This is a genomic window from Paraburkholderia translucens (assembly GCF_020881035.1).
GTDB classification, from domain to species: Bacteria; Pseudomonadota; Gammaproteobacteria; order Burkholderiales; family Burkholderiaceae; genus Paraburkholderia; species Paraburkholderia translucens.
In genome coordinates this window covers 402,165-414,133 of sequence record NZ_JAJITC010000003.1, presented here as the reverse complement: position 1 = coordinate 414,133, position 11,969 = coordinate 402,165, and the positions used below count along the sequence as shown (strand labels likewise).

At 63.8% G+C, this 11,969-nt stretch carries 12 protein-coding genes and 1 other RNA gene; 10 read left to right on the top strand and 3 right to left on the bottom strand.

Annotated elements, in window-relative coordinates; all coding sequences use genetic code 11:
* Positions 1 to 27 precede the first annotated feature (27 nt).
* Positions 28 to 126: signal recognition particle sRNA small type (ffs, locus tag LJ655_RS07460), an RNA gene on the bottom strand.
* A 518-nt stretch (positions 127 to 644) separates the two neighbouring features.
* On the opposite strand from ffs, the gene trxA reads away from it, so the two are divergent.
* From trxA to LJ655_RS07420, 8 genes are all read left to right on the top strand, one after another.
* Complete coding sequence (gene trxA / locus LJ655_RS07455) at positions 645 to 971, top strand: thioredoxin TrxA (protein ID WP_013089343.1); 327 nt, start codon at positions 645 to 647, stop codon at positions 969 to 971.
* Between the two features lie 236 nt (positions 972 to 1,207).
* A complete protein-coding gene (rho, locus tag LJ655_RS07450; RefSeq protein WP_008921615.1) occupies positions 1,208 to 2,476 on the top strand; it encodes a transcription termination factor Rho in 1,269 nt (422 codons plus the stop codon).
* 176 nt (positions 2,477 to 2,652) lie between these two features.
* Positions 2,653 to 3,207 (top strand): MerR family transcriptional regulator, encoded by a 555-nt coding sequence (locus tag LJ655_RS07445; protein WP_230560604.1) that lies wholly within the window; start codon positions 2,653 to 2,655, stop codon positions 3,205 to 3,207.
* Entirely contained in the window at positions 3,204 to 4,757 is a 1,554-nt protein-coding gene (locus tag LJ655_RS07440) for an MFS transporter (protein ID WP_230560603.1), read from the top strand. Before LJ655_RS07445 ends, LJ655_RS07440 begins: the two co-directional genes overlap by 4 nt.
* Positions 4,758 to 4,771: 14 nt before the next feature.
* A complete protein-coding gene (locus tag LJ655_RS07435) occupies positions 4,772 to 5,605 on the top strand; it encodes a M90 family metallopeptidase (protein ID WP_230560602.1) in 834 nt (277 codons plus the stop codon).
* Between the two features lie 180 nt (positions 5,606 to 5,785).
* Positions 5,786 to 6,049, top strand: coding sequence for a type B 50S ribosomal protein L31 (locus tag LJ655_RS07430; RefSeq protein ID WP_054927010.1), 264 nt, complete (start codon positions 5,786 to 5,788; stop codon positions 6,047 to 6,049).
* 262 nt (positions 6,050 to 6,311) lie between these two features.
* Positions 6,312 to 8,069 carry an ArnT family glycosyltransferase gene (locus LJ655_RS07425; protein WP_230560601.1) on the top strand — a complete coding sequence of 586 codons (1,758 nt, stop codon included), beginning with the start codon at positions 6,312 to 6,314 and terminating at the stop codon, positions 8,067 to 8,069.
* A gap of 2 nt (positions 8,070 to 8,071) precedes the next feature.
* Entirely contained in the window at positions 8,072 to 9,433 is a 1,362-nt protein-coding gene (locus LJ655_RS07420) for an MATE family efflux transporter (RefSeq protein ID WP_230560691.1), read from the top strand.
* Positions 9,434 to 9,557: 124 nt separating this feature from the next.
* Here LJ655_RS07420 and LJ655_RS07415 read toward each other — a convergent pair whose 3' ends face one another.
* On the bottom strand, positions 9,558 to 9,968 hold the full coding sequence (locus tag LJ655_RS07415) for a carboxymuconolactone decarboxylase family protein (RefSeq protein WP_230560600.1): 411 nt from the start codon (positions 9,966 to 9,968) through the stop codon (positions 9,558 to 9,560).
* The gene (locus tag LJ655_RS07410) at positions 9,887 to 10,414 is read right to left on the bottom strand and encodes a MerR family transcriptional regulator (RefSeq protein ID WP_230560599.1); all 528 of its coding nucleotides are present in this window, start codon (positions 10,412 to 10,414) and stop codon (positions 9,887 to 9,889) included. Before LJ655_RS07410 ends, LJ655_RS07415 begins: the two co-directional genes overlap by 82 nt.
* Positions 10,415 to 10,727: 313 nt before the next feature.
* Here LJ655_RS07410 and LJ655_RS07405 point away from each other — a divergent pair, with 313 nt between their 5' ends.
* Together LJ655_RS07405 and LJ655_RS07400 are read left to right on the top strand one after the other, a co-directional pair.
* Entirely contained in the window at positions 10,728 to 11,303 is a 576-nt protein-coding gene (locus tag LJ655_RS07405; RefSeq protein ID WP_230560598.1) for a ComEA family DNA-binding protein, read from the top strand.
* A 20-nt stretch (positions 11,304 to 11,323) separates the two neighbouring features.
* The gene (locus tag LJ655_RS07400) at positions 11,324 to 11,839 is read left to right on the top strand and encodes a YidB family protein (RefSeq protein WP_425605779.1); all 516 of its coding nucleotides are present in this window, start codon (positions 11,324 to 11,326) and stop codon (positions 11,837 to 11,839) included.
* Positions 11,840 to 11,969: the final 130 nt, after the last annotated feature.

Below are 11,969 nucleotides of genomic sequence, written 5' to 3'. Positions count from 1 at the left end.
CACGGCCGCGAAGAAAAAGCAAAGGAAGGTGACGAGCCCGACCCTCGGCACTGGTGGAAAACGGCTGTGGCTGCTTCGTTCCCGACCTGACCAGGTTGACCATCCCTCCATGCGAGGAGGCCCGTCACGAAAGATTCTATCATTGCCGCGCGCATTGTGCGACTGTCGATACTAGCAAAACGCGAACGACGCACCGGATCGCACGGATTCGCGCCGTCTGCGCCTGCCTTATGCAGATCTTATGCACGCTGCCCGGCGCCTCTGCGGCAACCGCGACGGCGTCCCCTCGCACCGCACTTGCGTTCGCCGCGCACGCCACCATTTACGTTGCAACGCGGTGTCCATCGGCCGCAGAAACAGGCTGACGCTTCGGCTGCGGCCCATTAGCCCCACTGCCCTAACGAGTACTATCGCCATCGGCAACGCATAGCGAATTAAGCTACACTGCCAGTTGAAAGACCCGCAAACGCGACTCTTTCCGCGTATTCCGTGAAGATCCTGGTTTTTTCAGGCGGCTTTTCGGAATTTCACGGGCATACGCGGCAAGGCGCCGGATGCGGAAAGCGAACGGAAATTTTCCCGGTTTTTGACGTATCGTGGCGAGCAAATTCAGGCGGGCCTCGAACCGACAGAGGTATTCATAAATGAGCGAACAAATCAAGCATATCAGCGACGCATCGTTCGAACAGGACGTCGTGAAATCCGATAAACCCGTGCTGCTCGATTTCTGGGCCGAATGGTGCGGTCCGTGCAAGATGATCGCGCCGATCCTCGACGAAGTCGCCAAGGATTACGCGGACCGCCTGCAAGTCGCGAAGATCAACGTCGACGAGCATCAGTCCACGCCGGTCAAGTTCGGCGTGCGCGGCATCCCCACGCTGATCCTCTTCAAGAACGGCGCCGTCGCCGCTCAGAAGGTCGGCGCTCTGTCGAAGTCGCAGCTCACCGCGTTCCTCGACGGCAATCTGTAAAATCAACGCCGCGGCGCTCGCGGATTCATCGCGTGCCGTAAGCGCTTCGGATTGGGCGTGTTGTCAACCGGCAACACGCTCCACGACAAAGATGCCACGCCGCCGCACCGGCGGAAATTGGCGTGTGCTATGCTAGAATCCACAAAACGTCGAAAAGACGTGTAAGTCTTTGAGCGGTTCCGCTCACCCTCCTCCCAGATTTCATTTCGTCGCACCTTCTCCTGCGGGTTCTCCGTATGCATTTATCCGAGCTTAAGACTCTGCACGTGTCCCAATTGATCGAGATGGCCAACGGCCTCGAGATCGAAAGCGCGAACCGCCTGCGCAAGCAGGAATTGATGTTCGCCATTCTAAAAAAACGAGCCAAAGCGGGCGACACGATCTTCGGCGACGGCACCCTCGAAGTGCTGCCGGACGGTTTCGGCTTCCTGCGTTCGCCGGAAACCTCCTACCTCGCCAGCACGGATGACATCTACATCAGCCCGTCGCAAATCCGCCGCTTCAACCTGCATACGGGCGACACGATCGAAGGCGAAGTGCGTACGCCGAAAGACGGCGAGCGCTATTTCGCGCTGGTGAAGGTGGACAAGGTCAACGGCCAGCCGCCGGAGGCCTCGAAGCACAAGATCATGTTCGAAAACCTGACGCCGCTGCACCCGAACAAGGTGCTGCTGCTCGAACGTGAAATGCGCGGCGAAGAGAACGTGACCGGCCGCATCATCGACATGATCGCGCCGATCGGCAAGGGCCAGCGCGGCCTGCTCGTCGCCTCGCCGAAGTCGGGCAAGACCGTGATGCTTCAGCACATCGCGCACGCGATCAAGCAGAACCATCCCGACGTCGTGCTGTTCGTGCTGCTGATCGACGAGCGCCCGGAAGAAGTGACGGAAATGCAGCGCTCGGTGGCCGGCGAAGTGATCGCCTCCACGTTCGACGAACCCGCCGCGCGTCACGTGCAAGTCGCCGAAATGGTGATCGAGAAGGCCAAGCGCCTCGTCGAAATGAAGAACGACGTCGTGATTCTGCTCGACTCGATCACGCGTCTCGCGCGCGCCTACAACACCGTCGTGCCGGCCTCGGGCAAAGTACTGACCGGCGGTGTCGACGCCAACGCGCTGCAGCGTCCGAAGCGCTTCTTCGGCGCGGCGCGCAACATCGAGGAAGGCGGGTCGCTCACCATCATCGGCACGGCGCTGATCGAAACCGGCAGCCGCATGGACGACGTGATCTACGAAGAGTTCAAGGGCACCGGCAACATGGAAGTGCACCTCGAGCGCCGTCTCGCCGAGAAGCGCGTCTACCCGTCGATCAACCTGAACAAGTCGGGCACCCGCCGCGAAGAACTGCTGATCAAACCCGAAGTGCTGCAGAAAATCTGGGTGCTGCGCAAGTTCATTCACGACATGGACGAAGTCGAGTCGATGGAATTCCTGCTCGACAAGATCCGCCAGACCAAGAGCAACTCCGAGTTCTTCGACATGATGCGTCGTGGCGGCGGCAGCTAACGCGTCACGCTTGTGCTGCCCGCATTAGCCGGCCACCGCACCGCATGAAAAACCGCTCGCAATTCGCGAGCGGTTTTTTTTCGTCCGTCGTGCGCCCGCCCAATGCGCTCTAACACATACGTGCACGTACACGTTGCAGTATAATGCCGACGCCCTCATCCTTGCGCGTCACCGTCATGTCGAAGGACTCCCCCACGCTATTGACCGTGCGCGACGCCGCCGAACGTCTCGGCGTGACGCCGCGCACGCTGAAGTACTACGAGGAGCGCGGCCTCGTGTCACCGACGCGCAGCGAAGGCCGCTACCGTCTTTACGACGAAGATGACCTGAAGCGTTTCGCGCGCATCCTGCGTTTGCGCTCACTCGGCTTCTCGCTGCACAGCATCACCGAAATGCTGAAGCGGCCGCTCGAACCGGTCGAAGGCGGCCATCGTTTTTCAACCGAATCGTTGCAACAGATTCGCGACGCGATCGCCCAGCAGCTCGAAACGCTTGACGCCCGCATCGAGGCGGTGCGCCGCGAACTGAAGGAAGCACAGACACTGCGCGCCGAACTGGCCCCCGACCTCGACTATCTGGAGCGGCGACTCGCCGGCGAAAACGCCGATCAACTGCTCGAACAGCGTCGTCAGGCGCGAGCCAAAGCGGCCGGCGCGGCTGAAAAAACCAGCGTTGCGCCCAGCCGACGCACTGGCAAGTCCCGCACCGGAAAACCGGCCAGATCGTCGTGAGCAATACCTCGTCCCACACTGCGTGGCTCAGCGTTGACAAGCTGCGCGGCGACTTTTTCCCATGGGTGCTCGCGGTCGTCACCGGGCTGGACTATTTCGACAACGCCATCTTCTCGTTTTTCGCCAGCTATATCGCGGGTGGCGTCAATGCATCGCCGGATCAGCTCGTGTGGGCATCGAGCGCCTATGCGGTCGCTGCGGTGCTCGGCATCCTGCAGCAGGAATGGTGGGTCGAGCGCTTCGGCTACCGGCGCTACGTGGCCGGCTGCATGCTGCTCTATTCAGCGGGCGCGGCAGCCGCGGCGCTCAGCGAATCGTCTATCCAACTCGCGTTTGCGCGCGGCTTTCAGGGCTACTTCATCGGCCCGATGATGGGCGCCTGCCGGATCCTGATCCAGATGAGTTTCACCCCGCAGCAGCGGCCAGCGGCCACACGCGCGTTTCTGCTGCTGATCTTGCTCGGGAGCGCCCTTGCGCCGCTCGTCGGCGGACAGCTGGTCGCGCATTTCGACTGGCGCGCGTTGTTCGCATGCACGGTGCCGGCCGGCGTGCTGTTCGCCGTGCTCGCGCTGCTCGCGCTGCCCGATGCCGGCAACCGCCTACCCGAAGCACGCGGCTCCGCGCATTTCTGGCCGTATCTGGTCTTCGCGTTCGCGCAGGGCGCGCTGCAGATCGTGATGCAGCAGGTGCGCTTTCAGCTGTTCAGCGCGTCGCCGGGACTGATCCTGCTGACGGTGGCCGGCTGCGCCGCGCTCGGCTGGTTCGCGTATCACCAATGGCATCACCCCTCGCCGCTCGTGCGCCTGCATGCGTTGCGCGAAAAGGTCTTTCAGGTCGGCATGGTGCTGTACATGTTCTATTACTACATGACGACCGTGTTCAGCTACCTGATCTCGCGCTTTCTCGAAGGCGGACTCGGCTATCCGGTCGAGAACACCGGGCGGCTCGTCGGCGTCACGTCGCTGATTTCGGCGAGCGCGCTGTTCGTCTATCTGCATTACGCGAAGCTGCTGCCGCGCAAGAAGTGGATCATCGTGCCGGGCTTTGCGATCGCCGCGTTCGCCGCAGCATGGATGACGCGCATGTCGCCGGACGTCGGCGAGGCGGCGCTCGTCGTGCCGCTGCTGTTGCGCGGCCTGCTGTTGCTGTTCATCGTACTGCCGGTCGCGAACCTGACATTTCGCATCTTCGCGATCGAGGAGTTCACGCACGGCTACCGGTTGAAAAACATCATCCGCCAATTGACGGTCTCCTTCGCGACCGCCTCGGTGATCATCGTCGAGCAGCATCGGCTGGCGCTACACGAAAGTCGTCTCGCGGAGTCCGCGAATCCGTACAATCCTCTGTTCCAGAATACCCTCGCGACGCTGACCCGCGGCTTCGCCGCCGGTCATGCGGCGAACGAGGCGCACGCGCTCGCGATGGCGTCGATCAGCCGGACGGTCGCGCAGCAGGCCAGTTTCCTCGCGTCGCTCGACGGCTTCTATTTTCTGATCGGCGTCGCGATATGCGGCGGCCTGTTCGCGGCATGGCAAAATCGGATCGACTAGAGATGGGCTCAAGCATGCTGGCGAAACTCACGAACTGGCTGGGCACGCGCCGCCGCGAGCGAGCGCTGCGCGACTACGCGATCGACGATTCGTTGTGGCAGGCGACGCTCGCCGGCTTGCCATTTCTGACCCATCTGGAAGCGCCCGATCTCGCGCGGCTGCGCGAGCTGACCAGTCTCTTCATCGCGCGCAAGGAGTTCTCGACCGCGCACGAGCTCGAGTTGACCGACGCGATGACGGTCGCCATCGCCGCCCAGGCGTGCCTGCCGGTGCTGAACCTGAGCCTCGATCTGTATCGCGGCTGGGTCGGCGTGATCATCTATCCCGGCGAATTCGTGATCCGCAAGACCGTCGAGGACGAAGACGGCGTTGTCCACGAGATCGAACACGACGCGAGCGGCGAGGCGTGGGAAGGCGGCCCGGTCGTACTGTCGTGGGAAGACGCGCAGATGACCGACGGCAGCGACGCGTACAACGTCGTGATTCACGAGTTCGCGCACAAGATCGATATGCTGAACGGCGAAGCGGACGGCCACCCGCCGCTGGTGCGCCGCTGGCACGCGCCGCTCGATGCACAGGCATGGGCCGACGTATTCGACCACGCATACGATCACTTCTGCGCGAAAGTCGATGCGGTGCCCGAGCGTCGCTGGGCGCGTTTCGAGCGGGAATCGCTGATCGATCCGTATGCGGCGGACCACCCGTCGGAATTTTTCGCGGTGTGCAGCGAGGCGCTGTTCGTCAAGCCGCACGCGTTCGAGGCGGAGTATCCGGAACTGTACCGGCTGCTCGCGCGCTACTACCGGCAGGACCCGGCGCGCGTGGGATTGACGTTCGCGCCGGCTTGAGCGGCCGGGGACGGCATCCCGCTGGCGCCTCAACAGAATCCGCTGGCAGAAAAATCGCCAAGCGACTGATTTTCTGGCATAATCGCCGTTTTTCGACCGTAGGCAAGTGGCTCGCGCCTGAAGGCAGCCCCCATTCAAGGCTGCACGCGGGTTGGCTACCGCCAGATTAAAGGAAAGACCATGAAAGAAGGCATTCACCCGGATTACCGCGAAGTCCTGTTCGTCGATATGTCGAACGACTTCAAGTTCGTGACGCGCTCGACCATCCAGACTCGCGAAACCGCAGAATTCAACGGCAAGACCTATCCGCTCGCGAAGATCGAAGTCTCGTCGGAATCGCACCCGTTCTACACCGGCCAGCAAAAGATCATGGACACGGCCGGCCGCGTCGAGAAGTTCAACAAGAAGTTCGGCGCACGCGCTTCGGGCAAGGCGGCGAAGTAATAGCGCAACGGTGCCAGCGTCAGGCCGGCCACGGAGCAAACAGAAAGGGCAGCGCGAGCTGCCCTTTTTTGTCGCTTGCGCCTGATGCACTGCCGCGCTTGCACGGCACCGTGTTACAGCTTGTCCATCCACATTGCCGGTCGTGACCGGCCTGACGTGCATCGCACGGCACGACTACAATGCCGGATGCTCGAGACGGGCCCTGCCACCCTGACCCGCCGACGCGCCCCGGCTGCATCGCTTATCTGACACCACACACCGCATGAGACCTGTCGTTCGCCTCACTGCCTCCGCGACCAGTGCCTTGCCGCGCTGGCTGCTGCTGACCATCTGTTTCGTCTACGCATCGTTCGGACTCTTTGGCCGCGATCCATGGAAGAACGAGGACGCAGCCGGTTTCGGTGTCATGTGGACGATGGCGAACGGCAGCGCGCACGACTGGCTGTTGCCGAACCTCGTCGGCAAGTATCTGACCGAGGACGGCCCGCTCGGCTATTGGCTCGGCGCGAGCGCGATCCGCCTACTCGCGCCGTGGGTCGACGCGAGCAACGCGTCACGCGTGTTCACAGGTCTGCTGTTCTGCGCGGGCTGCGCGTTCGTCTGGTACGCGGCCTATCTGCTCGGCCGGCGCGCCGAGGTCCAGCCGTTCAAATATGCGTTCGGCGGCGAGCCGGAACCGCGCGACTACGGCCGCACGCTCGCCGATGGCGCGCTGCTGATCCTGCTCGCGTGCTTCGGCCTCGCCGAGCGCGGCCACGAAACCACGCCGCAACTCGCACAGTTCGTCTGCATCGCGATGCTCGTCTACGGCCTCGTGCGCATGATCGACAAGCCGATCCAGGGCGCGCTGATCTGGGGTCTCGCGATCGGCCTCGTCACGCTTGCGAGCAGCCCGGTGCTGGTCGCCGCGCTGCTCGTCGGCACGCTCGCGATGACGCTGATCGTGCGCGAAACGCGCTCACGCTGGCTGCTGCTCGCGGGCCTGCCTGTCGCGCTCGTGCTCGCGGTGTCCTGGCCAATCATCGCGCTCGCCGCCTTCCCCGACGACGCCGTCTGGTATTTGAACCAATGGCTGCGCGTGAGCCTGAGTTCGTTCGCGGGCCCGCCGGGCTCGGTCGCCGCTTATGCGCTGAAAAACCTGCCGCTCTTCACGTGGCCCGCCTGGCCGCTCGCGCTGTGGTCATGGTTCAGCTGGCAGGGGCTGCGCCGCGCGCCGCACGTGGCGATTCCGCTGTCGGTGATCGGGCCGCTGTTCGTGCTCGTCGTGCTGCAGAGCCATCAGTCGAACCGACTCTACATGCTGCTGCTGCCGCCGCTCGCGGTGCTCGCCGCTTTCGCGCTGCCGACGCTCAAGCGCGGCGCGATCAACGCGATCGACTGGTTCGCGCTGCTGAGCTTCACGATCCTCGGCAGCTTCGTGTGGCTCGTGTATGTGGCGGGTCTGACCGGCTTTCCGCATCCGCTCGCGCGCAACCTTGCGCGGCTCGCGCCTGGCTTCGTGCCGCAGTTCAAGATTCTGTCGTTCGTCTGCGCGGTTGCGGTGACCGTGTGCTGGTTCCTGCTGGTGCGCTGGCGCCTCGCGCGTCATCCCAAGGTACTGTGGCGCAGCGTCGTGCTGTCGAGCGCCGGTACCACGCTGATGTGGGTGCTGCTGATGACTCTATGGCTGCCGGTCGTCAATTACAGCCGGACCTATCGCGACGTCGCGCAGCAGATCGCCAATCACCTGCCCGATGACTACACGTGCATCTCGCCGGTGCGCCTCGGCAATGCGCAGATTGCGACGTTCGCGTATTTCGGCGACATGCATTTCTCGTTCGACCAGGACTGCGACGTGATACTGCGTCAGGACTCGCAGGACTACGGCGCCCCGAGCGCGATGCCCGACTACACCTGGAGACTCGTGTGGGAAGGCCGCCGCGCCGCCGATCGCGACGAGCGCTTCCGCCTGTACGTGCGCATCGACCGTCCCAAGCCGCCGCCCGGCAATCACCGCAACTGGCGCAAGAAACTCAAGTGACCATGATCGCCGACGTACGGAAAATCGCCGCGCTCGCGTGGCCCGTATTGATCGGCCAGTTGGCCATCATCGCGTTCGGGGTGATCGATACGGCGATGGTCGGGCGCTACTCGGCCGTCGATCTGGCTGCGCTCGGCCTCGGCTCGTCGATCTACGTCTCGGTCTATATCGGCCTGACCGGCATCCTGACCGCACTGCAACCGATCGCCGCGCAACTATACGGCGCACGCCGCTATGGCGAGATCGGCGAGGAGGTGCGCCAGTCATGGTGGCTCGCCGCCGTGCTCACCGTGATCGGCTTTCTGATCCTGTTCTTTCCTGGGCCGCTGCTCGCGTTGTCGCGCGTGCCCGACGCGCTGCACGAGCGCACGCTTGCGTACCTGCGGATTCTCGCGTTCGGTCTGCCGGCCGGCCTCGCCTTCCGGATCTACGGTTCGGTCGCCAATGCGCTCGGCAAGCCGCGGCTCGTGATGTTTCTGCAGGTCGCCGCGCTGCTGCTGAAAATTCCGCTCAACACCTGGTTCATTTTCGGCGGACTCAGCGTGCCGGCCTTGGGCGGTCCGGGCTGTGCGCTCGCGAGCACGCTGCTCAACTGGGGGCTCGCGGCGCTCGGCATGCTGCTGCTCGCACGCGTCGACGATTTCAAGGCGCTCGGCATCTTCACGCACTTCTGCTGGCCGGTCTGGAAGCGCCAGGCCGCGCAACTGCGGCTTGGTATTCCGATGGGGCTGTCGTATCTGATCGAAGTCACGTCGTACACCTTCATGGCGCTTTTCATCGCCCGTTTCGGCACGACGACGCTCGCCGGGCATCAGATCGCCGGCAACATCGGCGCGGTGCTCTATATGACGCCGCTGTCGATCGGCGTCGCGTCGTCGACGCTGGTCGCGCAGGAGCTCGGCGCGCATCGGCCGCAGGCGGCGCGCATGCTGTCGCGTCATGGCATCGTCATGGCAGTGGCGATCGCCTGCTGCTATGGCGCGCTCGTGCTCGTCCTGCGGCCGTATATCGTCGACGGCTACACGACGGACGCGCAGGTCGCGGCGAAGGCGTTGCCGCTGGTGCTGATCGTCGCCTGCTATCACCTGTTCGACGCGTTGCAGATCTCGACCGCGTTCGTGCTGCGCGCCTACAAGGTCGCCGTCGTGCCGACCGTCATCTATGCGGTGGCGCTATGGGGCGTCGGACTCGGTGGCGGCTATGCGCTCGGCTTCGATACGACCGGTCTCACGCCGGCCTGGCTGACCGGAGCGCGCGGCTTCTGGGTCGCGAATACCGCGAGTCTCGCAATCGCCGGGGTCGGTCTGCTGGTGTACTGGCGGATCGTGAGCCAGCGGCACTTGCGCGCGGACGGGGGCTCGTAGACGGTTTGCTTTGTCGGAACGCGATTTCTGGATAGAGCCAAGCAGACAGTTAGTTGCGTCTGAGTCCGCGCAAGACACGAGCAGCCATGCATCCGCCTTCCTCTCCGAGCGCAACTCGACGCTCTCACGGTGCACACGCGGTCTCCTGCTCCCGATCCTTGCGCTCGAAAATCTCCCGCGCTGTGAACAGCGCATTGAGCGCCGCCGGAAAGCCCGCATAAAGTGCCATCTGCATGAACACCTCGACGATCTGCTCGCGCGTGCAGCCGACGTTCAGGGCCGCCTCGATGTGCACCCTCAGCTGCGGCTGCGCGCAGCCGAGCGTGGCTAGCGACGCGATCGTCGCGATTTCGCGCGTGCGCAGATCGAGCTGCGGCCGGCTGTAGATGTCGCCGAAGCCGAATTCGATCAGCAGGCGCCCGAATTCCGGCGCGACTGGCGCGAGGGCGGCGATTACCTGCTCACCCGCCGAACCGTCGATTTCCCTGAGTTTGTCCCATCCGCGCGCGTAGCGGTCGTTGTGTGCGTAGTCCATTGCGAGTCCTCATTGACGTGTGAGGGCGACGAGATTTCGTCGTCCTGCCCTGCCGGATCGGGCTCAACCGCGCCGCTCGTGGCCGCCTCATAGTAGGCGATCTTGCCCTCGATCGCGCCGAGGTTGCTCTGCAGATCGGCGATCCGCGCGAGCAGCGCGGCGCGATGCGCAACCAGCAGGTCGCGCCGCTCGCGCATCGTCGGATGGCCCTGCGCGCGCAGCGCGGCGATCTGCTGCATGCCGGAGATCGACATGCCCGTTGCCTTCAGACGCATCACGAAGCGTAACCAGTCGAGATCGGCCCGCGAGTAGAGCCGGTGCCCCGCTTGCGTGCGCCCGACCGGCCTGATCAGGCCGGCCTGTTCGTAGTAGCGCAGCGTGTGCGTGGACACGCCGATCGTTTCGGCGACCTCACCGATGGTGAGCGTGGTTGAGTGTTTCGACATGACGAACTCAGGTTAGGACTTCGAGTGCACTCTAAGTCAAGCGTCGGACGCTGTCATTTGTCCGCGCGCCCTGTTTTAATCGCAGACGATTTATGCCGGACGATTATCAAACGATAAGCTAACCGGCATTAGCCCCGCCGGCAAAAGCCTTAATTGTTGTCCAGCCTGATTTACCTGTCATCAATCGACGGTATAAATCGTCCGCTAACTCAAATCGGGCTTGCGATTTGTTCTATGCTTAAACGCAGCGCCCGCCGACAGAATGCGCCGTCCGTTCCTGGCAAATTTTTTTGTCCTCAATGGAGTGCTTGCCATGCTGAAGAAGCTTTTCATGCTTTGCGTCGCTGTGGTTTTGGCGCTATCGGCCGGATTTGCCGCGGCCGTCGAAGTGAATACCGCCGATCAGGCCGCGCTCGAATCGGTCAAGGGCATCGGCCCCGCGCATGCGAAAGCGATCCTCGACGAACGCGCCAAAAACGGTCCGTTCAAGAATGCCGACGATCTCGCGGCGCGCGTCAAGGGCCTCGGCCAGAAATCGGTCGCGAACCTCGAAGCGGCTGGGCTGACGGTCAACGGCTCGGCGGCGCCGCCGACCGGCGCGAAGGCGTCGACGAAGCCGGGCAGCCCGGCGGGCACGAAGATGGCGCCGGCGACTGCGGCGACCACCGCCGCGCCGGCTGCGACGACCGCACCGGCCGCGGCCACCCCCGCCTCGGCCGAGAAGATGTCGAAGTCGAAGAAGAAGGGCAAGACCGCTGCGTCCGACGCGGCAGCCGCTGCCGCTCCGGCCACCGTGGCAGCGAGCGCACCGGCGCAGGCATCCGGCACCCAAGCTTCGAAAAAGAAAGCGAAGAAGAGCAAGGCGGATTCCGCCGCGTCCGGCGCATGATGCCGACGGGGCGGTAGCCCTTGCGTTTCACCGCGCCGCGCAACCGCGCGTCGTCGTCACCCACCCGGCCGTCATGCACGCGCCGGCATTCAAGAGAGTCCGTCATGAGCCTACTCGACACCATCGGTTCCCTGTTTGGCAAATCGCCAGAAGGCGGCGGCCAGCAAGCGCTGATCTCAGCCGCGCTCGAATTCGTCAACAACCAGCCCGGCGGCCTGAACGGCCTGATCCAGCGCTTCCAGGAAAAGGGCCTCGGCGACGTCGTGTCGTCGTGGGTCGGCAATGGAGAAAATCAGCCGATCGCGCCCGAAGCGCTGCATAGCGTGCTCGGCTCGCAAGCGGTGAGCGACCTCGCCGCAAAAGCCGGCGTCCAGCCGGATCAGGTGACGGGTCTGCTGTCGCAGATCCTGCCGCACGTCGTCAACGCGGCCACGCCGGACGGCGAAGTGCCGGCCGAGGGCAAGCTGAACGCGACGACGGTGCTCGGTGCGCTCGGCGGCCTGTCGTCGCTGCTCGGCAACAAGGGCAACGCTTAAGGACGCTGTGGGTCATTCGCCGGCGGCTGCGTAAGCCGCCGCTCGACCGCAATATCCCGCCCGAAATCGGCCGGCAAAAGAAAACCGGCAACGAAGTGACCTTCGCTGCCGGTTATTTAACGCCGGCGGG